We start from the raw sequence: 25,830 nt of genomic DNA, 5'->3' as shown, positions 1-25,830 counted from the left end.
GAGACTTTCCCGTCCGGCGCTCCGGCGTCAGCGGGATTAGGTTTGCCTTGCTGGTGGGACGGACCACGGCCCGCGATGATGAGGGCAAACCGATCAGTAGGGAGGCGGCACGGTGGCTGCAGTCAATAGCTTCGGCTCGAAGGACACACTGTCGGTTGGGGGTGTCGACTACGCGATCCACCGGATCGACACGGTGCCCGGGCACGAGAAGCTCCCGTACAGCCTGAAGGTGCTGCTCGAGAACCTCCTCCGCACCGAGGACGGCAAGAACGTCACCGAGGCGCAGATCCGCGCGCTCGGCTCCTGGCGCCCCGACGCCGATCCGGACACCGAGATCCAGTTCTCGCCGGCGCGCGTCGTCATGCAGGACTTCACGGGTGTGCCGTGCATCGTCGACCTGGCCACCATGCGCGAGGCGATGGCGGACATCGGCGGTGACCCGAACAAGATCAACCCGCTGTCCCCGGCCGAGATGGTCATCGACCACTCGGTCATCGCCGACCTGTTCGGCAGCACGGACGCACTCCAGCGCAACACCGACCTCGAGTACGAGCGGAACGGGGAGCGCTACCAGTTCCTCCGCTGGGGCCAGACCGCGTTCGAGGACTTCAAGGTCGTCCCGCCGGGCACCGGCATCGTGCACCAGGTCAACATCGAGTACCTGGCGAAGGTCACCTACACGCGTGACTTCGACGGCGAGACCTACGCCTACCCGGACACCCTCGTCGGCACCGACTCGCACACCACGATGGTGAACGGGCTCGGCGTGCTCGGCTGGGGCGTCGGCGGCATCGAGGCCGAGGCAGCGATGCTCGGCCAGCCGGTGTCGATGCTCATCCCGAAGGTCGTCGGCTTCAAGCTCTCCGGTGAGATCCCGGCCGGCGTGACCGCGACCGACGTGGTGCTCACCATCACGCAGGAACTCCGCAAGCACGGTGTCGTCGGCAAGTTCGTCGAGTTCTACGGCGAGGGCGTCAGCGCCGTCCCGCTCGCGAACCGCGCCACCATCGGCAACATGTCGCCCGAGTTCGGCTCGACCGCAGCGATCTTCCCGGTCGACGACGTCACGCTCGACTACCTGCGCCTGACCGGTCGCGACGAGGCGCAGATCGCCCTGGTCGAGGCGTACTCCAAGGCCCAGGGCTTGTGGCACGACGCCTCGGTCGAGCCGGCGTACTCCGAGTACATGGAACTCGACCTCTCCACGGTCGTGCCGTCGATCTCGGGGCCGAAGCGTCCGCAGGACCGCATCGAACTGTCCAAGGCGAAGGACCAGTTCGAGGTCGACCTGAACAACTACACGACCCCGAGCGAGCAGACCGACCTCGACGACGCGGTGGAGGAGACCTTCCCGGCCTCCGACCCGATCGCCGCGGGCTCGACCAACGAGGACACCAACCTGCACGAGCACGTCTACGTGTCGAGCGCCCCGTCGACGGCCTCGGCCCCGACGAAGGTCGCGATGGACGGGGCCGACCCGTTCACGATCGACCACGGTGCCGTCGCGATCGCCGCGATCACCTCGTGCACGAACACGTCGAACCCGTCCGTCATGATGGCGGCCGGCATCCTCGCGCGGAACGCCGCCGCCAAGGGCCTCACCTCGAAGCCGTGGGTCAAGACGACGCTCGCCCCCGGTTCCAAGGTCGTCACCGACTACTACGAGAAGGCCGGTCTCACGACATACCTCGAGCAGCTCGGCTTCTACACGGTCGGCTACGGCTGCACCACCTGCATCGGCAACTCGGGCCCGCTGCCCGAGGAGATCTCGCAGGCCGTGCAGGACAACGACCTGGCCGTCACCGCCGTCCTGTCGGGCAACCGCAACTTCGAGGGGCGCATCAACCCCGATGTCAAGATGAACTACCTGGCGTCCCCGCCCCTGGTCATCGCGTACGCCCTCGCCGGGTCGATGCACTTCGACTTCGACAAGGACGCCCTCGGCAAGGACCAGGACGGCAACGACGTCTACCTGCAGGACATCTGGCCCGACGCGGCCGAGGTCCAGCAGGTCATCGACGAGTCGATCGACACCGAGATGTTCACCCACGAGTACGGCTCCGTGTTCGAGGGCGACGACCGCTGGAAGAACCTGCCGACCCCCACGGGCGACACCTTCGAGTGGGACCAGGAGTCGACCTACGTGCGGAAGCCCCCGTACTTCGAGGGCATGACCATGCAGCCCGACGCGGTGTCCGACATCTCCGGCGCCCGCGTGCTGGCGAAGCTCGGTGACTCGGTCACGACCGACCACATCTCGCCCGCCGGCTCGATCAAGGCGGACAGCCCGGCCGGCAAGTACCTGGCCGAGCACGACGTGGACCGCAAGGACTTCAACTCCTACGGCTCGCGTCGCGGCAACCACGAGGTGATGATCCGCGGCACGTTCGCGAACATCCGCCTGCGCAACCAGCTGCTCGACGGCGTGGAGGGCGGTTACACCCGTGACTTCACGACCGCCGACGGCGAGCAGTCGTTCATCTACGACGCCTCGCAGCACTACCAGGAGCAGGGCATCCCGCTCGTCATCTTCGGTGGCAAGGAGTACGGCTCGGGTTCGTCGCGCGACTGGGCGGCCAAGGGCACGAACCTGCTCGGCGTCCGCGCCGTCATCACCGAGAGCTTCGAGCGGATCCACCGCTCGAACCTCATCGGCATGGGCGTCGTCCCGCTGCAGTTCCCGGCGGGCGAGACGGTCGAGTCCCTCGGGCTCGACGGCACCGAGGTCGTCTCGATCTCGGGCCTGACCGAGCTCAACGAAGGCCGGACCCCGAAGACCGTGCACGTCACCGCGACGCCGAGCGAGCACTCGCCCGCCGGCAAGCAGCCGGTCGAGTTCGACGCGGTCGTCCGCATCGACACCCCGGGTGAGGCCGACTACTACCGCAACGGTGGCATCCTGCAGTACGTGCTCCGGTCGCTCGTCTGAGCGAGCCGAGCACGGGTCGCTGACGCGACCACAGGACGGACTGGAGGCCCGTGGCGAACCCGCCACGGGCCTCCCGCGCGCTCCGCATGATGCGACGCGCCAGCGGCGCGCGGCGCCAGCGCCGACCGAGCCTGCGAGGTCGGTTGAATGGGAGTCCACGAGAATAGAGTGGGCCGACAGCCCCCACGAAAGGAGCGCCCGTGAGCCTGCTCAGCAGCATCACGTCGCCGCGCGACCTGAAGCGTCTCTCCGACGTGCAGATGACCGAACTCGCCGCCGAGATCCGCCGGTTCCTGGTGGCCGAGGTCGCGAAGACCGGTGGGCACCTCGGGCCCAACCTCGGTGTGGTCGAGCTGACGCTCGCGATGCACCGGGTGTTCGACTCGCCGAACGACCCCTTCGTGTTCGACACGGGGCACCAGTCGTACGTGCACAAGCTCGTCACCGGGCGGCAGGACTTCTCGAAGCTCCGCGAGCGGGGCGGCATCGCCGGCTACCCGCAGCGCAGCGAGTCCGAGCACGACATCGTGGAGTCCTCGCACGCGTCGTCGTCCCTGTCCTGGGCCGACGGGATCTCCCGCGCGTTCGGGCAGACCGGACAGACCGACCGCACCGTCGTCGCGGTGGTCGGTGACGGCGCCCTCACCGGTGGGATGACGTGGGAGGCGCTCAACAACATCTCGGACGACAACGACCGCCGCCTGGTCATCGTCGTCAACGACAACGGCCGCTCGTACGCTCCGACGATCGGCGGCATGGCGCGGTTCCTCAGCTCCATGCGCACGCGGCGTGAGTACCGGGCGCTCTACGAGACCTCCCGGGCCGTGGCCGACCGCTTCGGCGCTCCCGGCCGGGCGGTGTACCGCGGGATGCGCGGGGGGCTGCACGGGTTCCTGTCGCGCTTCACGAACAACGAGGCGCTGTACTCGAACCTCGACATCAAGTACATCGGGCCGGTCAACGGACACGACCAGCGTGCGATGGAGGCAGCGCTCCGGCAGGCGAAGGCCTACGGCGCCCCGACGATCGTGCACGCGATCACCGAGAAGGGCCACGGGTTCGAGCCGGCCCTGCGCGACCAGGCCGACCAGTTCCACGCCGTCGGGCACATCGACCCGGAGACGGGGGAGTCGCTCGACGCCGCGTCGGGTCCGTCGTGGACCTCGGTGTTCGCGTCGACCCTGGCTTCTGTGGGCGATTCGGACCCCCGTGTCGTCGCGATCACGGCAGCGATGCTCCGACCGACCGGACTGCACCTGTTCCAGGAGCAGCACCCCGACCGCGTGTACGACGTCGGCATCGCCGAGCAGCACGCCGTGACGACCGCCGCCGGTCTCGCCTACGGCGGCCTGCACCCCGTGGTGGCGCTCTACGCGACCTTCCTCAACCGCGCCTTCGACCAGGTGCTGATGGACGTCGCGCTGCACAAGGCCGGCGTGACGTTCGTGCTCGACCGCGCCGGCATCACCGGACCGGACGGGCCGTCGCACCACGGCATGTGGGACCTTGCTTTGCTGCAGGTCGTGCCCGGCATCCGGATCGCCGCACCCCGTGACGCAGCGACCCTGCGCGAGGAGTTCCGCGAGGCGATCGCCGTCGACGACGCCCCCACCGTGCTCCGGTGGTCGAAGGGCCAGGTCGGGCCGGACATCCCCGCCGTGCGTCGTCTCCCCGACGGTGTGGACGTGCTGCACGCCGCTGCGGACGGCGTCGAGGACGTGCTCTTCGTGGCCGTCGGCTCCATGGTGCCGACGGCGCTCGAGGCCGCGGCGCTGCTCGAGGCGCAGGGCATCGGCGTCACCGTCGTCGATCCACGCTGGGTGGTCCCGATCCCGGGCTCGCTCATCGAGCTGTCGCGGACGCACCGGCTCGTCATCACGATCGAGGACGGCGTGCGCGTCGGTGGCGTCGGGACCCGGCTCCGGCAGGACCTGCGGGCCGCCGGGGTCGACACGGGTGTGAACGAGCTGGGGCTGCCGGACGAGTTCATCGACCACGCGACCCGGTCGCAGATCCTCGCCGACGTCGGGCTGACGGCGCAGGCGATCGCCCGCGACGTGATCGACCAGGTCGTCGGGACGAAGTTGCCGCAGGCGAAGCCCGCGCGGTCGCGGGAGTCCGCCGACCGCTAGGCGGGTCGCGGAGGGTCACGCATGCCGACAGGGGCATGTCCTTCGGGGACGTCTGGCAGGATCGCCGCATGCGACGGGGGTTCAGGACGACGGCGGTGGCGATCGGTCTCGCGGTGGTGGCGCTGTCCTCAGGGTGCGCAGCGATGAACGACGGCACGGTCACGCCGGAGCTCGGCGCAGATGCCCGGGTCGGCGCCAGACAGACGATGCACCGTGTGGTCGACTGGGAGGGCACCGCCGCAGTCCACCGGGTCGATGCCACCTGGACCGACTCGTGCGGCCACGCGAGCAACTCCGGGTTCTTCCAGCCCGCTTCGGGCACGACGTGTCGGATCGACGCCGGAGCGGTGTACACGATCGACGGTGCAACCACACCGGTCGACGCGGTGCGCATCGCCGGACCGGCGCTGCGCACGGGCGGCCTGACCGACGAGGACCTCGTGGCACAGGCGATCCAGCCGGACGGATCGACACCGTACTTGGTCGACATCGGTGGGCGGCAGTCGATCGCACTCGGCAACGACCTCGGGCAGGACCGGTTCGCGGTCGTGCGGGTCCGCGGTTGGGACGGGTCACTCGGATTGTGGCAGTCGGAGGGATCGTCCGTCGTGCAGTCCGCCCCGGGTCTCGGCGTCGACCGACGCGACGGCGCTGTCCGGGCGAGCGGGGCGGACTACGTGCTCGTCGTGACGCACAGCGCCGCGTACTTCACGTCGTACGACAACGAGCCGCCCGGGCCGCCGGCACCACGGCCGTCGGTCCCGCCGTGCTTCAGCGGCAGCAACGACTGCGTGGGCGGCTGACGGCGGCTCACGACGGGGGCGCTGCCGGACCTGGTGCAGCTGCTGACCGCAGCGCAGCGAGGATCGCCCGCGCCATCGGCGTCACCCAGAGGACCTGGCCGGAGTCCAGACCGTCGCGGCCCTCGCGGAGGATCTGGACGCGGGACGACGAAGCCGACTCGCGCCGGAAGGTCAGGACGATGTTCTCGGCCCGCATCGCGAACGACGTCCGGCGGGCGATGACGGCGCCGTCGTCGCGGATCTCCATGGCCGCGGCACCCGGAACGGCGTCGACTGCTCGCCGGAGCAGGGCCGGTACAGCGTCGAGCGGGACCGGCAGGACCACGGACGGCCCTGCGGCGGTTCTCGGTGCCCACCACTCCTGCGTCACTCCTGCACCGTACGCCGGGGCGGGCGTTCCTGAGGCCGGCGCTCCATCCCGGCGCACAACCGAAGTCACCCCGAACCACGGCGATCTGCGGTGCGGGGTGACTTCGGTTGTGCGGGGGGGGGGGGACTCGCGCCGGCTAGCGGGAAGCCGGGCCGACGATCAGCGGGTCGTGGAAGCTCCCACCGAAGACGCGCTCGGACGCCCCACTGCGGTCGAGGTAGGGGCTGATCCCACCGGCCTGGAACGGGTAGCCCGCACCGAGGATCAGGCCGAGGTCGATCTCCTCGACGTGCTGAACGACCTCGTCCTCGAGCATGCGGTGCAGCTCGTCGGCCAGGGCGTCCTCGAAGCGCTGCTGCATCGCGGCGGCGTCCACGGGCTTCGCGTCCTTCTTCGACGGCGCGACGAGCTTGACGGCAGCGGGGTCGTACCCGGTCGCGTTGCCCTTCTTGTCGCGGGTCAGGATCTTCCCGTACTCGGCGATCTTCTTCAGCCCGTCACCGGGGTAGAAGCGCTCCGGCCAGGCGGCGTGGTGCGAGTCGAGCACGTGCGCACCCACCGGCAGACCGACGAGCTCGAGCAGCTCGAACGGCGACATCGGCAGTCCGAGCGGCGCGGCACCGGCCGCCACGACGTCGAACGAGGTGCCCTGCTCGACGCCGCGCATCGCCTCACCGAGGACCCGTGCGAGCACCCGGTTGACGACGAAGCCCGGCTGGTCGGCCGTGATGATCGCCGTCTTCTTGAGGGTCTTCGCGACGGCGAGTGCCGTGACGAGCGTCTCGTCGGAGGTGGCGGCGGTGCGGACGACCTCGAGCAAGGGCATCACGGCGACCGGGTTGAAGAAGTGGAACCCGACCAGGCGCGACGGGTCGGACAGCACCGAGCCCATCTCGGAGACGGACAACGACGAGGTGTTGGTGGCGAGGATGGCGTCCGGCGCGATGACCTGCTCGATCTTCCGGAAGACCTCTTGCTTGACGCTCATCTCCTCGAAGACGGCCTCGATCACCCAGTCGGCGTCGGCGAAGGCGTCGTACGACACCGACCCGCTGACGAGTGCGGTGATGCGGTTCGCGTCGTCGGGGGAGATCCGCCCCTTCTCGAGCAGCTTGCCGACCTCACCGCGGATCCGCTCCACACCGGCGTCGACGCGGGACTGGTCGACATCCGTGATCACGACGGGGACGCCGAGTCGTCGGGCGAAGAGCAGCGCGAACTGCGATGCCATGAGACCAGCACCGAGGACGCCGACCTTCGTGATCTTCTTCGGCTCGACACCCTCCGGAGCACCGACGGGCTTCTTCGCACGCTTCTGCACCAGGTCGAACGCGTACATCGACGCGGCGAACTGGTCACCGGAGAGCAGGTCGGCGAGGGCGTCGTCCTCGTCGGCGAACCGTTCGTCCAGGGAACCGCCGCGAGCGGCGGCCACGAGGTCGAGCGCGCGGAACGGCGACTTCGGCACCGTCCCGATCTTCGACGCGACCTGCCCACGGGCGACCTTGACGACCGTGCCCCAGGCAGCCTTCTCGAGCATGCCCGGTTCGTTGGGCCGCTTGACCGACACACGACCGGCGATGACGCCGTCGGCCCACGCGACGGCTGACGGCAGGAACGTCACCGACGGGATCAGCGCGTCGCCGATGCCGATCTCGACCGCGGCCGCTCCGTCCATCAGGCGGTTGTTCTTGAGGGGGTTCTCCACGATGACCCGCAGCGCGCGCTCCGGACCGATCAGGCGGGGGAGCAGTGTCGCGCCGCCCCAGCCCGGGATGATGCCGAGGAAGACCTCGGGCAGGCCGATGCCCTGCGCCGCGGACGAGAACACCCGGTAGGTGCAGTGCAGTCCGATCTCGAGCCCGCCGCCGAGGGCGATGCCGTTGATGAACGCGAACGACGGCACGCCGAGGTCGGACAGCTTGCGGAGGGTGGCGTGGCCGAGGGCCGCGAGGTCGTGCGCCACGTCCCGCGACGGCACGGACGCTGCCTGCGACAGGTCGGCACCGGCAGCGAAGCAGTACTCCTTGCCGGTGATCGCGACGCCCTGGATCGTGCCGGCGGTCGCCTCGGTCTTCAGGGTGTCGAGCACCCCGGAGAGTTCGCGCAGCGTCCGCGGCCCGAGGGTGCTCGGACGCTTGTAGTCCTTGCCGTTGTCGAGCGTGATGAGCGCCAGGGTGCCACCGGAGGGCATCGTGACGTGCTTGACGAACGAGTGCGTGACGACCTCGTCCTCGCTGAGTTCGGACAGACGGTCGGTGTCGACGGTGGTCATGCTCATGCCCCCTTCCGAGCCGAACGTGCTGCGGACTTGCTGAAGCCGGGGTTCTCCCAGATGACGGTGCCGCCCTGGCCGAGACCGATGCACATCGTGGTGATGCCGTACTGGACGTCCGGGCGCTCGGCGAACTGCGCGGCGAGCTGGTTCATCAGGCGGACACCGCTCGATGCCAGCGGGTGGCCGACGGCGATCGCGCCGCCCCACGCGTTGACGTTCGTGGAGTCCTGCGCGATGCCGTAGTTGTCGAGGAACGCGAGCACCTGCACCGCGAACGCCTCGTTGATCTCGAACAAACCGATGTCGTCGATCGACAGGCCGGCCTTCGAGAGCGCCTTGTCGGTCGCGGGAACCGGGCCGACGCCCATGACCTCGGGCTCGACGCCGGCGAAGGCGAACGAGACCATGCGCATCTTCGTCGGCAGGCCGTGCTCCTTGGCGCCCTCGGCCGAGGCGAGCAAGCTCATCGTCGCGCCGTCGTTGAGGCCGGCGGCGTTGCCGGCGGTGACGCGCCCGTGCGGACGGAACGGGGTCTTCAGCGCGGCCAGGGCCTCGAGCGTGGTGCCCGGACGCGGCGGCTCGTCGGTGCTGACGACGTCCCAGCCGTCGCCCTTGTTCACCTCGACCGGGATGATCTCCGGCTGCAGCTTGCCAGCTGCCCAGGCGGCGGCGTAGCGCTGCTGCGACTGGACGGCGTAGGCGTCCGTGCGGTCCTTCGTGATCGCCGGGAAGCGATCGTGCAGGCGCTCGGCGGTGGAGCCCATCACCAGTGCGTCGCTGGACACCATGCGCTCGGCGATGAACCGCGGGTTCGGGTCGGAGTTGAAGCCCATCGGGTGGCGTCCCATGTGCTCGACGCCGCCGGCGATCGCGATGTCCGCGGCACCGAAGGCGATGGCGCCCGCGAGCGTCGTGACGCTCGTCATGGCACCGGCGCACATGCGGTCGATCGCGTACCCCGGGACCGACTTCGGCAGGCCGGCCAGCATGCCGACGGTGCGGCCGAGGGTCAGCCCCTGGTCACCCTGTTGCGTGGTCGCCGCGACGGCGACGTCGTCCACCGCTGCGGTGTCGAGCGAGGCGTTCCGGTCGAGCAGTCCGCGCATCGCGTGCACCGCGAGGTCGTCGGACCGGGTCTTCCAGAACACCCCCTTCTCGCCGGCTCGTCCGAACGGCGTCCGTACTCCGTCCACGAACACGACGTCTGATGCCTTTGGCAATCCGGGCCTCCCAGATCCTCTTCGATCGGGCCGGAACGCTCATCGCTCCGGCCGGCCGGGCCTCGCCCGGCGACGCTCCCGACGCTATGCCCCCAGGCTGGGCGGCCGCATGCCGGTTGGGCGGTTCCTACGACTCGACGTCATCCGTCGCCGCGGGCTGCTGTGCAGCAGCGACAAAGGCCGAGGCGATGACCGAGGCCAGTTCCTCCACCTGCCACGGACGGGCCTCGTGCGAGGCGAGGGCAGCCCCGACCAGCTCGGTCGACGGTGGCGACGGCGGTGCCCACGACACCACCCGGAGGGTCTCCGGGGTGAGCAGGTTCTCGAGCGGGATGTCGAGCTCCTCGGACCGCTTCGTCACCGCAGCACGGGCGGCCTTGTACCGGCGGTCGGCCGCGGGATTGCGGTCGGCCCAGGCGCGGGGCGGCGGGAGCGTGGCCTCGCCGGATCCGCGGAGCTTCGGCAGGTCCTCGGTCGTCCGGCCCTCGTCCACCGCGGCCCACCAGCGGTCGAGCTCGGACCGGCTGGCCCGCCCCGTGAACGCCTTCAGACCGCCGAGTTCGGCGCGCGACGCGGGTGCGGCGGCCGCCGCTGCGACGATCGCGGCGTCGGGGATGGTGCGCCCGGGAGCGATGTCGGCCGCGCGGGCGTACTCGTCACGGGCGAGCCAGAGCGACCGGGCGATCGCGAGCGCGCGGGCGCCACGGAGCGCGTGCATGCCGGACAGCCGGCGCCACGGCTCGGCGCGGACGGGCTTCGGGGCACGGTGCAGCACCGCGTCGAACTCCTCCTCCGCGATGCGGGACTTGCCGGCCTCGTCGAGTTTCGCGGCGAGGGCGTCGCGCAGGTCCGGCAGGAGTTCGACGTCGAGCGATGCGTACACCAGCCACGACTGCGGCAGCGGTCGGGTCGACCAGTCGGCCGCCGAGTGCGCCTTGGCGAGCGTGATCCCGAGCAGCTGCTCGACGACGGCACCGAGCCCGACCCGGGGGAACCCGGCGATGCGTGCGCCGAGTTCGGTGTCGAAGATGCGGGTCGGGACGAGGCCGACCTCCTGCAGGCACGGCAGGTCCTGCGACGCGGCGTGGAAGAGCCACTCCTCGTCGACGATGGCCGCCTGCAGCTCGGAGAAGTCGCCGATCGGGATCGGGTCGAACAGGAACGCGCCGGCACCGCGGCGGAACACCTGGATCAGGTAGGCGCGCTGCGAGTAGCGGTAGCCGCTGGCGCGCTCGGCGTCGACGGCGACGGGGCCGTGACCCGCAGCGATCGCCGCGACGGCGGCCAGGTAGTCGTCGCGCGACTCGATGACCTTGACGGCCTCGTGCGAGTCCTCGAACGCGGGGTCCGGTGCACCGGGGGTCGAACTGACGGGGTCGGTCACTTGGCGAGCCTCCTCGGGGCCAACAGGGTCACGCCGTCCGAGGCAGGAGGCAGACCGGCGAGCATGGCGACGATGTCCTGCCATGCCCGGACGTGCGCGGTGAGGTCGTCACCGCGCGGCGTCCACGATGCGCGGAGTTCCAGCTGGGCGCCGTCGCCCTGTGCGGCGAGGTCGCCGTACCCGCGCGAGATGATCTTGGTGGCCGTGCCCGAGGCGTGGTCGTACTCGGCGCCGTGCGTCTCGAGCGCGTCGACGAGCCAGCTCCACGTGACGTCGGCGACGAACTCGTCGACGCCGATCTCCGGTTCGAGCGGCGCCTGGGCGAACGAGACGACCCGGAAGGCACCACCCCAGCCCTCGGGTTCTTCGGGGTCGTACAGGGCGATGAAGCGCCCGGTGCCGAGGTCCGACTCGACGCCGTGCGCGGTGCCGGACACGTCCGCCGCCAGGGCGATCGAGAACGGTGCGATCCGCGTGGGCGAGGGGATCTCGGTGACGGTGGTCTCGGAACGGCTGCTGCCGGAGGACACGAACGCGCGGAGCCGCGCGAAGGCGTCGGGCTCTCGGGTTTCGGACACACATGCAGACTAGGCTCCGGGCCATGTCCCGATCCGCGCGACCCGCCGAGGACGCCGTCCAGGAGACCGCACGATCGGCCGGGTTCATCGCACTCGGCGCCGGTCTGGCCGCCGCCGCCGTGGGAACGGCCGTCATCGGTGGCTTCGTCGCCGCCGTCGCCCGCGCCGTCGTCACCCCGGACCGCAAGCGCACCGAACGCGTCCCGATCCACGCCGTCGACCCGGTCCGGATGACCGTGACCATCGAGCGGACCGCCGACACCGAGCTGCAGGGCCGGTACTCGCTCTGGTTCGGTGCCGGCACCGGCCACATGCGCGTCGGCGAGGTCCTCGGCACCACCGAGACCACGGTCACGCGCCGCATCATCGCGATCGACGCCGGCGACCCGACCGCTGCACGCCGCGGTCGCTGGGGCGGCTGGTTCTACCTGACCCCCGGCGAGCTCGACGTGCCCGTCGAGGACATCGACATCCCCACCCCGAACGGCCCCGCACCGGCCTGGGTCGTCCGTGCCGACGACCCGGACGCCCCGTGGGCCGTCCTGGTGCACGGCCGCGGTGTCACCCGCGCCGAGACCATCCGCGCCGTCCCCGTCTTCCGTGCCGCCGGCTACTCGGTCGTCCTCGCGTCGTGGCGGAACGACGGCGTCGCACCGCCGAGCGTCGACGGCCGCTACGGCCTCGGCAGCACCGAGTGGGAGGACATCGACTCCGTCCTCCGGTGGCTCAGTGCCCAGAACGCGCAGAGCGTCGTGCTCATGGGGTGGTCGATGGGCGGTGCCGTCGTGCTCCAGACCCTGCTGCGCTCACGCTTCGCCGGGCTCGTCGACGGGGTGGTGCTCGAGTCACCCGTGGTCGACTGGCACGCGGTGCTCAAGTCGCAGAGCCAGCTCATGGGGTTGCCGCGGCCGGTCCGCAAGGTCGCCCAGCGCCTGCTCCGCACCCCGGTGCTGCACCGGCTCGCCGGCCTGCAGCAGCCGGTGGACCTGCGCGAGCTCGACATGGTCACCCGGTCCGCCGAACTGACGGTGCCGATCCTCCTGCTGCACAGCGACGACGACGGGTTCGTGCCGTCCTCGGCCTCGCACGACCTCGCACGCGCACGGCCCGACCTGGTCCGGCTCGAGGTGCAGACCACGGCCCGGCACACCAAGCTCTGGAACCACGACGTCGACTGGTTCGACGCCCGCATCCTCGCGTGGCTCACCGAGGTGGTCCAGCGTCGCGGGGCGGCCAGCGCGCGGTAGACGCAGGGACAGACAGACGGGAGGCCCGTGGCGGATCCGCCACGGGCCTCCCGTCTGCCCAGGGTCGCGTCTACGACACCGCAGCCTGCACCTGACGCTGCACGCGTCCGAGCATGCCCACCATGCCGCGGATCCGCAGCGGACTGACCGCCTCGGACAGCCCGATCGTCAACGGGTAGTCCGCCGGCACGGCGAGCACCTGCGCTGCCGTCAGGCCGCTCAGGCCCTGCGCCAGGATGGAGGCGAAGCCGCGCGTGGTCGGCGCCTCGCGCGGCGCGGTCGCGTGCATGCGGACGACGTCGGGTGCGTCGCCGTCCTCGCCCACGGTCACCGTGATGAACACGGGGGACTGGCACTCCTCGACCCGTTCGAGTTCGTCCTCGTGCCCCTGCAGCCGTTCGGGCAGCGCGGGCAGCTCGTTCGAGAACTCGAGGAGGAGCTGCAGGCGGTCCTTCTGGCCCAGGGCGAGGAAGTCGTCGCGGATCTCGGCGAGGGTGGCGGGGAGGGTGGCCTCGGTGCTGTCGTTCATCGGTTCGGAACTGTACCCGGCTCCGCGCCCTGCACGATCGGGACGCGGACGGCGCTGCCCCACTCGGTCCACGAGCCGTCGTAGTTGCGGACGCTGTCGTAGCCGAGCAGGTGCTGGAGGACGAACCAGGTGTGGCTCGACCGCTCGCCGATGCGGCAGTACGCGATGACCTCGTCCGCATCGCCGATGCCGGCGCCCTCGCGGTAGATGGCGTCGAGTTCGGCGCGCGGCTTGAAGGTGCCGTCCGGTGCGGCGGCGGTCGCCCACGGGATGTTCACCGCGGTGGGGACGTGGCCGCCGCGCAGCGCACCCTCTTCCGGGTAGTCGGGCGCGGTGGTGCGGGAACCGTCGTACTCGCCCGGGCTGCGCACGTCGATGAGGGGCTTGCCGAGGTGGGCGAGCACGTCGTCCTTGTAGGCACGGATCTCGGTGTCGATCCGGTCGACGACCGGGTACTCGGCCGGCGTGACGACGGTCTCGTCGGTGGTGAGGGCGCGGTCCTCAGCGATCCACTTCGCACGGCCGCCGTCGAGCAGACGGACGTCCTCGTGGCCGAACAGCGAGAAGACCCAGAGGGCGTAGGCGGCCCACCAGTTGTTCTTGTCGCCGTAGAGCACGACGGTGGTCTCGCGGCCGATGCCCTTGCTGCCGAGCAGTTCGGCGAACGCCTCGCCGTCGATGTAGTCGCGCTGCACCGGGTCGTTGAGGTCGGTGTGCCAGTCGATCTTGACGGCGCCGGGGATGTGTCCGGTCTCGTAGAGCAGGACGTCCTCGTCGGACTCGACGACGACCGGGTCGGGGGTGTGGGCGTCCAGTTGTTCCTGCAGCCACTCGGTGGAGACGAGACGCTCCGGGTGGGCGTAGGCGGTGAACTTCTCGGACGGGTCGACCGGTGCGGTCATGGTGGGCTACCTCCAGGTGGTCATCCGGCACCGGACTAGGATCGGTCGTCGGTGCCTGTGGGCAACGGTACGCGGACGTACCGTGCCCCAGCCGCAACGTGACACCGCACGACTTGCTTCCCGGAAGGGTTCCTGATTGTCCACGAACACCGCGCCAGCGCACCTCGTCGACCGTGACCCCCAGGTGACCCCGCAGCAGATGGCCGCGGCACTCGTGCCACCGCCCCAGTTCGCGGACGCCTCGTTCGACTCGTACCGCCCGGACCCGGACTACGCCTCGCAGGCCGACGTGCGCGACGCCGTCGCCGCGTTCGTCGCGGCCGGGCCGACCGAAGCGCCCCGTCGCGGCCTGTTCGGCCGCCGCAAGCAGCCGGTCGAGCCCGCTGCGAAGTCGGGCGTCTACCTGGACGGCGGGTTCGGTGTCGGCAAGACCCACCTGCTCGCGGCGGCATACCACGCGGCCTCCGGGCGGAAGACGTTCGGCACGTTCATCGAGTACACGGCGCTGGTCGGCGCGCTCGGGTTCCAGGGCACGGTCGACCTGCTGCGGGGGACCGCGCTGGTCTGCATCGACGAGTTCGAGCTCGACGACCCGGGCGACACCATGGTCATGACCCGCCTGATCAAGGAGTTGACCGAGACCGGCACCCGCTTCGCCGCCACCTCGAACACACCTCCGGGCGCGCTCGGCGAGGGTCGGTTCGCGGCCCAGGACTTCCTGCGGGAGATCCAGGCGATGTCCGACCGGTTCGACACGATGCGGATCGATGGGCTCGACTACCGCCGCCGCGCGGTCGACGAGTCGGCGGGTGTGGTGTCCGACGTGGCCGCGGCACTGCCGGCCGGCACCGTCACGCTCGACGACTTCTCGGCCGTGGTCGCGCACCTCGGCTCGGTGCACCCGTCGAAGTACGTTGCACTCGTCGAGGACCTCGACGCCGTCGGGCTCACCGACGTCCGGGCGTTCACAGACCAGACCGACGCGCTCCGGTGGGTCGCGCTCGTCGACCGGCTGTACGACGCCCAGGTCCGGATCGTGGCCTCGGGCACGCCGCTCGACCAGGTGTACCCCGACGCCATGCTCGACGGCGGCTACCGCAAGAAGTACCTGCGCGCAGCGAGCCGTGTCGTGGCCCTGAGCCGCGCCCAGGACTGACCCCCACCGCCCGGGGTATCCGCTGACCGGTCGGTGCACCCCCTGTCCAGGGGGCATCGGGCCGTGCGAAACACGACGTTTACAAACCGCGCCGTCGCGTTACATCCGCGAAACACATCGTGCCCCCTCGTGAAACGTCACCTCGCCAGACTCGGTGTCACCCGAGGCGGTCCAAGAGCCGCTCGTGCAATCGAGAGGTGAACAGATGCTTGATCAGGGCAACACGACGTTCGTGTTGGTCATGGCGGCGCTGGTGTTGTTCATGACACCCGGCCTGGCCTTCTTCTACGGCGGTTTGGTGAAGGCCAAGTCCGTCATCAGCATGATGATGATGTCGTTCGGTGCGATCGCACTCGTGAGCGTCCTGTGGGTGCTCTACGGCTACGCGATCGCCTTCGCCAACCACGGTGACGGCACGGCGGTCTCCGGTGTCGTCGGGTTCTTCAGCATCGACTGGAACCAGATCGGCCTCGGCCAGGCCTTCGAGGAGGCGCAGTCCTCGAACATCCAGGCGGCGTACCCGTCGATGGCGTTCGTCGGCTTCCAGGCCACGTTCGCGATCATCACGGTCGCGCTCATCTCCGGCGCCATCGCCGACCGCGCCAAGTTCGGCGCCTGGATGGTCTTCGCGGGCATCTGGGTCACGGTCGTCTACTTCCCGGTCGCCTCGTGGGTCTTCAACCTGACCTCGGGTTGGGCTGCCACGTGGGGGGTCATCGACTTCGCCGGTGGCACCGCGGTGCACATCAACGCCGGTGCAGCAGGTCTCGCCCTGGCGCTCGTCCTCGGCAAGCGCGTCGGCTTCGCCAAGGGTGCACACAAGCCGCACAACCCGCCCTTCGTCCTGCTCGGTGCCGCCATCCTGTGGTTCGGCTGGTTCGGCTTCAACGCCGGCTCCGAGGGCGCCGCTGACGGCATCGCCGCGATCGCCTGGGTCAACACCCTCGCCGCACCGGCCGCTGCCATCCTCGGCTGGCTGCTCGTCGAGAAGCTCAAGGACGGCAAGGCCACGTCGGTCGGCGCCGCCTCGGGTGCCGTCACCGGTCTCGTCGCGATCACCCCGGCATGTGCCAACCTGACCCCGGGTTGGGGCATCCTGCTCGGGTTCGTCGCCGGCATCATCTGCTGCTTCGCCATCGACTGGAAGTACCGTCTCGGCTTCGATGACTCGCTCGACGTCGTCGGCGTCCACCTGGTCGGCGGCATCGTCGGCACGCTGTACCTCGGCTTCTTCGCCAACGACACCGGCCTGATCTACTCCGGCTCGTTCGAGCAGCTCGGCAAGCAGGCCACCGCGGCCCTGGCCGTCGGCATCTACTCCTTCGTCCTGGCGTTCGTCATCGGCTTCCTCATCGAGAAGACGATCGGCTTCCGCGTCAAGACCGAGGACGAGGTCGCCGGCATCGACACCGCGGTCCACGGCGAAGAGGGCTACGTCCTCTACGAGCAGACCGACGACTCGCCGGTCTCGGTCCGCTAGCCAGCAGACACCAGCTCCACCAGCACCACCCGAACGACGACGGGCCCCGCGCACACAGCAAGCGCGGGGCCCGTCGTCGTGCGGTCCGGCGTCGGTCATCTGGCGTCTGGCGTCTGGCAGGGTTGACGGCATGACGACGACGTCGACCCTCACCAACCTGCGCGAGGTCGGGGGACCGGGCCTGCAGGACAGCCGACCCCGCACCGTGTACCGCGCCAACACCGAACACGTCGGTGCCGACGCCTACCCGCACGGACTCGCGGCCGTGGTCGACCTGCGCCGTGACGACGAGGTCGCCCGTGTCCCGCACCCGCTCGGCACCACCGACGGCTACCGGCTCGTCCCGCTGTTCGACCCGTCGACCGTCGAGTCCGGCGCCCAGGCCGTGCAGCTCGAGGAGCAGTACACCGACTGGCTCGAGCGCCACCGCACCGGGATCGCCGCCGCCTTCCGTGCGATCGCCCGGTCCGACGGTGACGTGCTCGTCTGCTGCTCCGCCGGCAAGGACCGCACCGGCGTCGTCAGCGGACTGCTCGCCCGGCTCTGGGGTGCGTCGATCGAGGCCGTCGGCGACGACTACGCCGCCAGCGCTGTCGGGCTGGCCGATCGGTTCGCCGCAGAGCGTGCAGTCAGCACGGACCCCGAGGCGACCGCCGTCGCGCAACGGTGCGTGCCGGAGACCATGACCACCGTGGTCCGGCACGTCGACGCGCGGTGGGGCAGCGTCACCGCGTACCTGCGCTGGGCCGGGCTGACGGACGCGGAGATCGCAGCGCTCTGACGGGCGTGCGTCGTCCTGGCGGCTCGCCACGTGCGGTGGTCGCAACGGCGGACGGGAGGCACGGTGCGCGTCCGACGCGCACCGTGCCTCCCGTCCGTGGCCCTGATCGCGGGCCGTGGTCCCGGCCCGTTCCGTCAGCTCACCAGGCGTAGTCCTCCGGTGAGGTCTTGTGCCCCGGGAAGATCTCGTCGAGCCGGTCCACCGCACGCTGGTCCAGGCGGATGTCGACGGCGCGGACCGCGGACTCCCACTGCTCCATCGTGCGGGGGCCGGTGATGGGCGCGGTCACACCGGGCTGGTGGAGGAGCCACGCGAGGGCGAGCTCGCCGGGCGTGTGGCCGAGCTCCTTGGCGAACGACTCGTAGGCCGTGAGCTGGTCGCGGTGCCCCTCGACGTACTCGGCGCTCCGACCCGACAGACGGCGGGAGCCGTTCTCGGTCTTCTCGATGACACCACCGAGCAGGCCGCCCTGCAGCGGCGACCACGGGATGACGCCGAGGCCGTACTCGCGGGCGGCGGGCAGGACCTCGCGCTCGATGTCGCGCACCACCAGGTTGTAGATCGACTGCTCGCTCACCAGGCCGAAGGTGTGGCGGCGCTTCGCGGCCTCCTGCGCCTGGGCGATGTGCCAGCCGGCGAAGTTCGACGACCCGACGTACAGGACCTTGCCCTGCTGCACGGCGACGTCGATCGCCTGCCAGATCTCGTCCCACGGGGTCGCACGGTCGACGTGGTGGAACTGGTACAGGTCGATGTGGTCCGTCTGCAGGCGCTGCAGGCTGGCGTCGAGCGACTGACGGATGTTCAACGCGCTGAGCTTGCCGCCGTTCGGCCAGTCGATCATGTCGCCGTAGACCTTGGTCGCCAGGACCGTCTTCTCGCGACGGCCGCCGCCCTTCGCGAACCAGCGGCCGATGATCTCCTCGGTGGCGCCCTTGCCCACCGAGCCGCCGTAGCCGTTGGCGGTGTCGAAGAAGTTGACGCCGAGCTCGTGGGCCCGGTCCATGATGGCGTGCGAGTCGTCTTCAGTGGTCTCCGGGCCGAAGTTCATCGTGCCGAGCACTGCTCGTGAAACCGACAGCCCTGTCCGTCCGAGGTGTGTGTAGTCCATGGGTCCGGTCTACGCGCTCCGAGGGGCACCCTGCCAGGCCCTGGGAGTACCGGTTCTGCATGCTGGATCGCTGTAGTGCTGGTCGCGGTGCTGCGTCCCTGCGTCGCTGCGCCGCCGCATGCCGTCGGGGGCATGTTCTGGTTCGGGGGAGGAGTACCGTGACGACGGTGAACACCCCAGCACTCCGTGGCAGCCGGATCCTCGGGTTCGGTCGCCACCAGCCCGAACGCATCCTGACCAACGACGAACTCTCCACCATGGTCGACACCAACGACGAGTGGATCCGCACCCGGACCGGGATCCAGACCCGCCACATCGCCGGGCCGGACGACACCGTCACGTCGATGGCGATCGAAGCGGGCCGCAACGCCCTCGCCGACGCCGGCGTGTCGCCCTCGGCCGTCGGACTCGTCATCGTCGCCTCCACCACGCACCAGGACCGTGCGCCGTACACCGCCGGTCGGGTCGCCGCCGCGCTCGGGATGACGAACGGTCCGGCGCCCATCGACATCAACACCGCGTGCAGCGGGTTCGAGTACGCGCTCGCCCTTGCCGACCAGTCGATCCGCGTCGGGTCCACCGACGTCGCGCTCGTCATCGGGTCCGAGACCCTCTCCGCCATCGCCGACTGGACCGACCGGTCGACGTGCGTGCTCGTCGGTGACGGGGCCGGGGCCGCCGTGCTCGGCGCCGCCGACGTCCCCGAGATCGGGCCCGTCTCGTGGGGCAGCGTGCCGCACCTGCTCGACGCGGTGCGGGTCGAGGGGACGCCCGGCCGGTTCAACCAGGAGGGGCGCTCGATCTACCGCTGGGCCATCACCGAGGCCGAGGGGCACGCCCGCAAGGTCGTCGAGGCCGCCGGGCTCACCATGGACGACATCGAGGTGTTCGCGTTCCACCAGGCGAACCTGCGGATCATCGAGCCGCTGGTCACCGCACTCGGCGGGGAGTCGAAGTTCGTCATCCGCGACGTCGTCGAGTCCGGGAACACCTCGGCCGCCAGCGTCCCGCTCGGGTTGTCGAAGGCGTGGGCGCGTGGCGACCTGCCCGAGGGCGTCCCCGCGCTGTTGTTCGGCTTCGGCGGCGGGTTCGCGCACGCCGGACAGGTCGTCAGGACGCCGGTGCGGTCGTTCTGATCGGGCCTCGGTCGTTCTGATCGGACGTCGGTCGTTCTGATCGGGCGTCGGTCGTTCTGATCGGGCCTGCCGCCCGGCTCAGCGCTCGGGCGTCTCCGACCAGAGGTCCTCGTCCTTCGCGGAGCCGCGGCGCCAGCCGAGTTGCTTCTGCTGCTTGGGCTGCTTGGGCTCCTTCAGCTGCTTCTCCTTGGGCTGCTTGTCCTTGGGCTGCTTCTCGGGCTTCGCGGGCTTGGGCTCGAGGATGATCGGGAAGTGTGCCGACGGCGGCCCGAACCCGGTCCGCGAGGCTTGGATGACCTTCCGCCCGAGCGCGTGGTTGCCGAGCCCGCCGACGGCTGCGCCGATCCCGAACGGCAGTGCACGGCCGAGCACCGACGTCCCCTGACGCACTGCGAACCGCTTGATGAACTGGTCGCGGACCTGCCCGCCGAGGCCGTTGACGACCTGCTTCGGCAGGGAGGAGGTCACCATCTCGCCCCAGAACGCCGTGCGCGCCTGACCGCCGGCGATCTGCCCGCCGAGCTGCTTGATGAGCTGTGCGCCCGGAGCACCGAGGATCATCGCCATCACCAGGGTCCGTGCCCGTTCGGGGTCGTCCAGGGCGATGCCGTGCACCTCGGTCACCGACTGGGCGAACAGCGCGGTGGTCTCGAGGAACCCGACCGTCTCCGCGCCGCTCAGCCCGAGGGCGGCCACCATCCCGACGCCCGGGATGACCGCACTCGCACCGACCGCTGCGCCACCGGTGGTGACCGCGGTGAGGTACTGCCGCTCGAGGATCTGGATGACCTCGGCGGGGGTGGCGTCCGGCTTGCGTCGGCGGATCGCGTTGACGTGCGCCACGACTACCGGGCGCTGGACGCTGATGGCACGGTCGAGCCACTTGACCCACCCGCCGGGTTGTTGCGGCTGCGGGGTTCGGGAGTCGTCGGGCATGGGGGAGACCTGGGCGTTCGGCAGCGGCACGATCGCCTGGTCCTTCGGGGAGCGGGCCATGCGCTCACCGTACGCCGGGCATGTGGGAGGCTCGCTGGATGGACATCGACGGTGCGCCCGGTCCGGCTGACGACGCTCGTCGGGCCTCCGGGTTCCTGACAGTCGCCGAGGTGCGCGGCTTGCTGCCCGAGGTCGTGGTGCTCGACCCCGGCTCCGTGCTCGTCGGCGCGGACGTCACCCTTTCAGCCGGGGTGGTGCTGTACCCCGGAGTCGTGCTCGAGACGCGTGCCGGGGGTTCGATCGCCGTCGCATCCGGCGCGCGGCTCGGTCCGGGCCAGGTCACCGTCGTCGCCACCGCGGCCCGGGTGACCATCGGTTCCGCTGCCGAACTGGGCCCGGGGCCCGTCACGATCACGGCCACCGGGGCGGACGTGCTCGTGGGGGACGGCGCTCGGTTGTCGGGCGGCTGCCTCGTCGAGGGCCCCACCGAGCTCGGTGCCGGTGCGCAGGTGCTCGGCGCCGTCCGTGACGCCGAGCTCGCAGCCGGGGGCGACCACCGCGAGCCCGACCCCGATCGGCGGGCCGGTGTGGTGAAGGGTGTCGGGCGGGTCCACGGCGTGCGGGTCGGCACCGGCGAAGTGATCGTCGGCGGTGGCGTGCCGAGTGCACCGCTCGTGGTCGAACGGCAGCGTGCACACCACCCGAAGGCGCCGAGCCGCTGATCCCGGCCGGGCCCTCGGAGCCGCCCGCCTGCGCGTCACCGGCACGGGACACCCGCCCGGCGGAGTGCTGCACGCACGCGGTCGGGCTGCATGAGGTCAGCCCACGACAACCGGATGACGAACCGGACCTCGGGGAACGACCGGACGAAGTCCTCGCGACGCTTCTCCTGCCAGTGCGCCTCGGCGGTGCTCCGCCCCTCGAGCATCACCGGGTCCTCGTACTTCGCGCGGCCGTCGACCTCGACCACGACGCCCTGCTGCGGGAACCAGAAGTCGACGACGGCCGTCCCGCCGCCGGTCCGTCGGAACTCGTGCTGCTGCACCGGCTCCGGCGCCCCGACCTGCCGGAAGCGCACCCGGCACACCGACTCCGCCGGCGACCCCGACAGCGCCGACCCCATCCCGATCGCCACCCCCGCCTTCTCGGACCCCTTGCGCTCGTGGGACGAGAGTTCGTCGCGGAGCATCTCCGGCAGGACCCGTCGCTCGCGCAGCGCCTGATCGATCATCGGAACGGCCTGGTCCAACGGTGCGGTGGCCGAGAGATCGACGAGCGTCCGGACCAACGACGTCACCGGTGCCCCGTCGATCTCGATCGGCACGGTCGGCGGCGTCCCTGCCCATCGTCCGCCGGAGTCGTCGATCGCATGCCCCGGTCTGACCCGGGCAAGCGCCGTGGTGTCCGGCCTGGTCAACCGAGGGTCGACGACCTCGACTCGGTCGGGAGCCGCTGCGGTGAAGGGCAGCCGGTGCACGGTTGCCGCGGAGGAGTGCGAGAACGCCCGGGGCAGTCCGACCGACGGGACCGTCGCCCGGACGAGCAGGAGCAGACGGTCTTCGCTCCGCAGCCCCTGTACGAGCGACGGATCGACCAGCACGCCGGGCCGAATCGAGGCAAGCGAGCCGCGATGCACGCGACGCTGGAGCGCACGCCGTTCAGCGCTCGGATGGTCGCCGGTGCGGATGAGGGGGATGGCCAGGACTCGGTCGTTCATGTCTCAACGATCGGCGGTGCGAGCCGACCATGTCGGTACGGAGCGACGATCTGTGGGAAACGAGCCGGGCCTCCAGTCTGTGGAGGGATGAGGCGGACGCACGGCGCGACAACATCGATGGCGCACGACGTCGATGTTGTCGTCGGGCGGGGCGTGCAACTGTTGCACCCGCGCGGGTGCGACGAACTCGATGTCGTACGACATCGAGGACGTCGTTCGGGGTAGACGGGTGACAGGGGCCTGCGGGGATCGGTGCCCCGGGCCGAGGGCGTACGCGTGTTCGATGCCGGACCGACGCCCGTGCAAGGTGCGACAACATCGATGTCGCACGACGTCGATGTTGTCGTCGGGCGGCGCGTGCAACTGTTGCGCACGCGCGGGTGCGACGAACTTGATGTCGTACGACATCGAGGACGTCGTTCCGAGTCGACCAGCCAGCCAGCCAGCCAGCCGACGAGCCCCCGCAGCACCTACGCCCGCGCGAGCTCCGCCCGCAGCGGCAGGTCCTGGTCCTCCAGGATGAGCTGCGCGCCCACGGCGGTCCGGGCGTTCACGACGATCGGCGCGAGCAGGTTGACGGTCGTGCCGGACGCGCCGGGGTTCGCCACCACGAGCAGCATCGCGTCGGCGGGATCGGTCAGCTCGAGCCCCGCGGCCTGCTCGTCGGTGAGCTCGGGCGAGTACGACGGCAGGTGCACTGCGGCGTCGAGCACGAACAAGCGCGAGGAACCCCCGACGAGGGTGAACAGGCCCTCGGCGCCGTCCACCGGGGTCAGCGTGAAGACCGGTGCGGGGGACAGGCCGAACGGCGGGACGGCGAAGGTCAGGGAGATGCTCATCGGAGGTAGTCCATCAGGGTCGGCTGCAGGACCTTCGCGGTGACGGCGAGGGCTGCCTGGTAGTTGGTCTGCTGCACCTGCAGGTCGAGGACGGCCTTGGCGAGGTCGACGTCCTCGATGCCGGCGCGGCGGTTCTCGAGTGAGACGGCTGCCGTCTTCAGCGAGTCCTGCGCGGCGAGGGCGGTCGCGTGCCGGACACCGACGTCGGCCTGGGCGCCGCGGACGGCCCCGAGCGCGCCGTCGACGTCGTTGATCCGCGCGTTCACGTTCACCCCGTTCTGCAGGTCGCTGACGATGGAGTCGAGCACCCCGAACACGGACGACGCGCCGGAGCCGAAGACGTCCGCCCCGGCGGTGTCGACGCGCACGGTGGTGCCGTCGCCGATCCGGCGGGAGACGTCCGTGCCGGAGGCCGCCCACCCGGTCGCCGGGTCGTACGCGGCGGCGGCGGTCGAGGCGCCGGCGAAGACCGAGCGGGTGCCGTAGGTCGTGTTGGCCCGTGCCTCGAGGTCGGACTTCAGCGACTGGAACTGCGTGATGAAGGCGTCGCGGTCGGTGTCGCTCATGGTGCCGGAGTTCGCCGCCTGCACGGTCAGGTCCCGCACGCTGTTCAGCACCGAGTAGACGCTGGACAGGGCGCTGTCGGTGGTCGCGAGCCAGGCCACGGCGTCGTTCGCGTTGCGCGTGTACTGCGCGGCGGCGGCCTGTTCCTTGCGCACCTGCATCGACGACGCGGTGCCGACCGGGTCGTCGGACGGCTTCTGGATCGCCTGCAGCGTGGTGGCCTGCTCGGTCAGCTGCGCCACGCGCGCCGCACTGGTCTGCAGCCGTGCCGAGGCCGCGGCCATCGACATCTGGGTGGTCACCCGGGTGATCACGATCAGCCCCTCCCGACGAGTCCGACGCGGTTGATGATGGTGTCGAGCATCTCGTCGACGGCGGTCAGGACGCGTGCCGCGCCCTGGTACGCGTGCTGGTAGCTCAGCAGGTTCACGTTCTCCTCGTCGAGGTCGACGCCGGCGCTCGACTGCTGCTGGGTGCGCGCGTTGGTCAGGGCGAGTCCGGTGAGCGTCGACTCCGTCGCGGCCGACCGGGAGGCGGTGCCCACCCCCGCCACGAACGTCGCCCAGGTCGTGTCGGCGGCGCCAGGGCCCGTGCCGAGTCGCGAGAGCGCGTCGGCGAACGAGTCGTCGAGCTGCCCCGCCGCGTTCCGCGTCGCCAGGCCGCTGCCGTCCGTCGGGACGACGGACAGGCCCTGCGCTGCGGGGACGCCCGCCGCGAGGGCGAAGAACGCGGTGCCGGTGGTGCCGGCTGGGGTGGTGCCGGTGGCATGGACGGCGTTGACCGTGGTGGCGAGCTGGGTCGCGACGGCGTCGTAGGACGCGGCGGCCTGGGCGAGCGCGCCGCCCGTGCCGTTCCCGTTCGCCGGGGCGAGGACGGCGAGGGTGCCACCGATCGACCCGCCGCTGAGGGACACCGCGCCGGCGGTGCCGGAGGTCCAGGTCAGGGTGACCGCGGCGCCGTCGGCGAGGCGTTCGCCACCGCCGAGAGCGACGGCGCGGGCGTCGGTGCCCTGCACGAGCGGATTGCCGCCGAGCAGGACGTCGACCGTGCCGTCCGCGTTGGTGCGGGTCGTCCCGCCGGCGAGCGTCGCGATCTGCTCGGTGAGCTGGTCGCGCTGGTCGAGGAGTTCGTTGGCGTTGCCGCCGGAGGCGAGTGCGGTGCGGATCCGCCCGTTCAGGTCGGCCACCTGCTTCGCGGCGTCGTTCAGCTGGGTCACCTGGCCGGCCGCGGTGCCCCGGACCGAGGACCACTGCGCGTCGACGGCCTTCGACCCGGCGGCCAGTGCCGAGGCGACGGTGCCCGCTGCGCCGATGACGGCGCTGGCGGCACCCGGGTCGTCGGGGTGACTGGCGAGTTCGCTCCACGACGACCAGAAGGCATCGAGCTTGGCGCTCAGGCCGTCCTTGCCGGGCTCGTGCAGGCCGGTCTCGAGGGCGGACAGTGCCGTCGCACGGGCGTCGGCGTAGGCGGAGGACCCCGCGGCGACCCGGACGCCGACGTCGAGCGTCAGCGATGCCAGGCGGGCGATGCCGTCGACGGAGACGCCCTGACCAGCGAGGGCGGCGGTGCCGCGCATGAACCCGGTCTGCGTCGCGGGGATGGAGTTCTGCGTGACGCGCTGCCGCGTGTACCCGGCGGTGCCGGCGTTCGCGATGTTCTGGCCGGTGACGTCGATACCGGCGCGGGCGGCGGCGAGGCCGGAGTACGCGGTGGCGAGGGAGCCGAAGGTGCTGACCAC

Annotated in this window: 22 protein-coding genes; 9 read left to right on the top strand and 13 right to left on the bottom strand. The window is 70.8% G+C overall.

Annotated features, from left to right (window positions below; genetic code table 11):
* Window positions 1-112 precede the first annotated feature (112 nt).
* From acnA to EDF23_RS02780, 3 genes are all read left to right on the top strand, one after another.
* Entirely contained in the window at window positions 113-2,929 is a 2,817-nt protein-coding gene (acnA, locus tag EDF23_RS02790; RefSeq protein ID WP_123292691.1) for an aconitate hydratase AcnA, read from the top strand.
* A gap of 200 nt (window positions 2,930-3,129) precedes the next feature.
* Entirely contained in the window at window positions 3,130-5,061 is a 1,932-nt protein-coding gene (dxs, locus tag EDF23_RS02785) for a 1-deoxy-D-xylulose-5-phosphate synthase (protein ID WP_123292692.1), read from the top strand.
* 68 nt (window positions 5,062-5,129) lie between these two features.
* Window positions 5,130-5,864, top strand: a complete 735-nt coding sequence (locus EDF23_RS02780) for a hypothetical protein (RefSeq protein ID WP_131920307.1) — start codon at window positions 5,130-5,132, stop codon at window positions 5,862-5,864.
* 7 nt (window positions 5,865-5,871) lie between these two features.
* Here the strand turns inward: EDF23_RS02780 and EDF23_RS02775 are convergent, their stop codons facing one another.
* The 5 genes from EDF23_RS02775 to EDF23_RS02755 all read right to left on the bottom strand — a co-directional run bounded on the left by EDF23_RS02775 (window position 5,872) and on the right by EDF23_RS02755 (window position 11,694).
* Entirely contained in the window at window positions 5,872-6,234 is a 363-nt protein-coding gene (locus tag EDF23_RS02775; RefSeq protein ID WP_131920305.1) for a hypothetical protein, read from the bottom strand.
* Window positions 6,235-6,370: 136 nt separating this feature from the next.
* Entirely contained in the window at window positions 6,371-8,515 is a 2,145-nt protein-coding gene (locus tag EDF23_RS02770; protein ID WP_131920303.1) for a 3-hydroxyacyl-CoA dehydrogenase NAD-binding domain-containing protein, read from the bottom strand.
* A complete protein-coding gene (locus EDF23_RS02765) occupies window positions 8,512-9,732 on the bottom strand; it encodes a thiolase family protein (RefSeq protein WP_131920301.1) in 1,221 nt (406 codons plus the stop codon). Before EDF23_RS02765 ends, EDF23_RS02770 begins: the two co-directional genes overlap by 4 nt.
* Before the next feature lie 127 nt (window positions 9,733-9,859).
* Window positions 9,860-11,041, bottom strand: coding sequence for an HRDC domain-containing protein (locus EDF23_RS02760; RefSeq protein WP_131846915.1), 1,182 nt, complete (start codon window positions 11,039-11,041; stop codon window positions 9,860-9,862).
* Window positions 11,042-11,112: 71 nt separating this feature from the next.
* Entirely contained in the window at window positions 11,113-11,694 is a 582-nt protein-coding gene (locus tag EDF23_RS02755) for a DUF3000 domain-containing protein (protein WP_123312757.1), read from the bottom strand.
* A gap of 23 nt (window positions 11,695-11,717) precedes the next feature.
* Here EDF23_RS02755 and EDF23_RS02750 point away from each other — a divergent pair, with 23 nt between their 5' ends.
* The gene (locus EDF23_RS02750) at window positions 11,718-12,941 is read left to right on the top strand and encodes an alpha/beta fold hydrolase (protein ID WP_165900978.1); all 1,224 of its coding nucleotides are present in this window, start codon (window positions 11,718-11,720) and stop codon (window positions 12,939-12,941) included.
* Window positions 12,942-13,011: 70 nt separating this feature from the next.
* Here the strand turns inward: EDF23_RS02750 and EDF23_RS02745 are convergent, their stop codons facing one another.
* Window positions 13,012-13,470 (bottom strand): SufE family protein, encoded by a 459-nt coding sequence (locus tag EDF23_RS02745; protein ID WP_111086363.1) that lies wholly within the window; start codon window positions 13,468-13,470, stop codon window positions 13,012-13,014.
* Window positions 13,467-14,372, bottom strand: a complete 906-nt coding sequence (locus EDF23_RS02740; protein ID WP_131920297.1) for a sulfurtransferase — start codon at window positions 14,370-14,372, stop codon at window positions 13,467-13,469. Before EDF23_RS02740 ends, EDF23_RS02745 begins: the two co-directional genes overlap by 4 nt.
* A gap of 136 nt (window positions 14,373-14,508) precedes the next feature.
* Here EDF23_RS02740 and zapE point away from each other — a divergent pair, with 136 nt between their 5' ends.
* From zapE to EDF23_RS02725, 3 genes are all read left to right on the top strand, one after another.
* On the top strand, window positions 14,509-15,528 hold the full coding sequence (zapE, locus tag EDF23_RS02735) for a cell division protein ZapE (RefSeq protein ID WP_131920295.1): 1,020 nt from the start codon (window positions 14,509-14,511) through the stop codon (window positions 15,526-15,528).
* A gap of 205 nt (window positions 15,529-15,733) precedes the next feature.
* Entirely contained in the window at window positions 15,734-17,008 is a 1,275-nt protein-coding gene (locus EDF23_RS02730; protein ID WP_111086361.1) for an ammonium transporter, read from the top strand.
* Between the two features lie 130 nt (window positions 17,009-17,138).
* Window positions 17,139-17,789: a tyrosine-protein phosphatase gene (locus EDF23_RS02725; RefSeq protein ID WP_131920294.1), complete on the top strand. Its 651-nt coding sequence runs from the start codon at window positions 17,139-17,141 to the stop codon at window positions 17,787-17,789.
* Between the two features lie 139 nt (window positions 17,790-17,928).
* On the opposite strand, the gene EDF23_RS02720 is transcribed toward EDF23_RS02725, so the two are convergent.
* Entirely contained in the window at window positions 17,929-18,900 is a 972-nt protein-coding gene (locus EDF23_RS02720) for an aldo/keto reductase (RefSeq protein WP_131920292.1), read from the bottom strand.
* Between the two features lie 167 nt (window positions 18,901-19,067).
* Between EDF23_RS02720 and EDF23_RS02715 the strand changes: the two genes are divergently transcribed.
* The gene (locus tag EDF23_RS02715) at window positions 19,068-20,036 is read left to right on the top strand and encodes a beta-ketoacyl-ACP synthase 3 (protein ID WP_131920290.1); all 969 of its coding nucleotides are present in this window, start codon (window positions 19,068-19,070) and stop codon (window positions 20,034-20,036) included.
* Window positions 20,037-20,114: 78 nt separating this feature from the next.
* On the opposite strand, the gene EDF23_RS02710 is transcribed toward EDF23_RS02715, so the two are convergent.
* A complete protein-coding gene (locus tag EDF23_RS02710) occupies window positions 20,115-21,032 on the bottom strand; it encodes a hypothetical protein (protein WP_207895426.1) in 918 nt (305 codons plus the stop codon).
* Window positions 21,033-21,070: 38 nt separating this feature from the next.
* Here EDF23_RS02710 and EDF23_RS02705 point away from each other — a divergent pair, with 38 nt between their 5' ends.
* Window positions 21,071-21,694, top strand: coding sequence for a hypothetical protein (locus EDF23_RS02705; protein WP_131920288.1), 624 nt, complete (start codon window positions 21,071-21,073; stop codon window positions 21,692-21,694).
* Between the two features lie 35 nt (window positions 21,695-21,729).
* Here the strand turns inward: EDF23_RS02705 and EDF23_RS02700 are convergent, their stop codons facing one another.
* The 4 genes from EDF23_RS02700 to flgK form a co-directional block, all read right to left on the bottom strand.
* On the bottom strand, window positions 21,730-22,689 hold the full coding sequence (locus tag EDF23_RS02700) for a hypothetical protein (protein WP_131920286.1): 960 nt from the start codon (window positions 22,687-22,689) through the stop codon (window positions 21,730-21,732).
* 470 nt (window positions 22,690-23,159) lie between these two features.
* Window positions 23,160-23,528, bottom strand: coding sequence for a flagellar assembly protein FliW (locus EDF23_RS02695; RefSeq protein WP_111086356.1), 369 nt, complete (start codon window positions 23,526-23,528; stop codon window positions 23,160-23,162).
* Entirely contained in the window at window positions 23,525-24,406 is an 882-nt protein-coding gene (gene flgL, locus EDF23_RS02690; RefSeq protein ID WP_243648787.1) for a flagellar hook-associated protein FlgL, read from the bottom strand. The genes EDF23_RS02695 and flgL overlap by 4 nt, the downstream gene beginning before the upstream one ends.
* A gap of 2 nt (window positions 24,407-24,408) precedes the next feature.
* A complete protein-coding gene (gene flgK / locus EDF23_RS02685; RefSeq protein WP_131920284.1) occupies window positions 24,409-25,830 on the bottom strand; it encodes a flagellar hook-associated protein FlgK in 1,422 nt (473 codons plus the stop codon).

This window comes from Curtobacterium sp. PhB128 (genome assembly GCF_004340725.1).
Lineage (GTDB): Bacteria > Actinomycetota > Actinomycetes > Actinomycetales > Microbacteriaceae > Curtobacterium.
This window is presented reverse-complemented; position numbering and strand designations above follow the sequence as displayed.

Coding starts and splice junctions, on each gene's coding strand:
- EDF23_RS02780 (WP_131920307.1), top strand. CDS start 5,130: ATGCGACGGGGGTTCAGGACGACGGCGGTGGCGATCGGTCTCGCGGTG.
- EDF23_RS02770 (WP_131920303.1), bottom strand. CDS start 8,515: ATGAGCATGACCACCGTCGACACCGACCGTCTGTCCGAACTCAGCGAG.
- EDF23_RS02750 (WP_165900978.1), top strand. CDS start 11,718: ATGTCCCGATCCGCGCGACCCGCCGAGGACGCCGTCCAGGAGACCGCA.
- EDF23_RS02745 (WP_111086363.1), bottom strand. CDS start 13,470: ATGAACGACAGCACCGAGGCCACCCTCCCCGCCACCCTCGCCGAGATC.
- EDF23_RS02740 (WP_131920297.1), bottom strand. CDS start 14,372: ATGACCGCACCGGTCGACCCGTCCGAGAAGTTCACCGCCTACGCCCAC.
- EDF23_RS02730 (WP_111086361.1), top strand. CDS start 15,734: ATGCTTGATCAGGGCAACACGACGTTCGTGTTGGTCATGGCGGCGCTG.
- EDF23_RS02725 (WP_131920294.1), top strand. CDS start 17,139: ATGACGACGACGTCGACCCTCACCAACCTGCGCGAGGTCGGGGGACCG.
- EDF23_RS02720 (WP_131920292.1), bottom strand. CDS start 18,900: ATGGACTACACACACCTCGGACGGACAGGGCTGTCGGTTTCACGAGCA.
- EDF23_RS02710 (WP_207895426.1), bottom strand. CDS start 21,032: ATGGCCCGCTCCCCGAAGGACCAGGCGATCGTGCCGCTGCCGAACGCC.
- EDF23_RS02705 (WP_131920288.1), top strand. CDS start 21,071: ATGGACATCGACGGTGCGCCCGGTCCGGCTGACGACGCTCGTCGGGCC.
- EDF23_RS02700 (WP_131920286.1), bottom strand. CDS start 22,689: ATGAACGACCGAGTCCTGGCCATCCCCCTCATCCGCACCGGCGACCAT.
- EDF23_RS02695 (WP_111086356.1), bottom strand. CDS start 23,528: ATGAGCATCTCCCTGACCTTCGCCGTCCCGCCGTTCGGCCTGTCCCCC.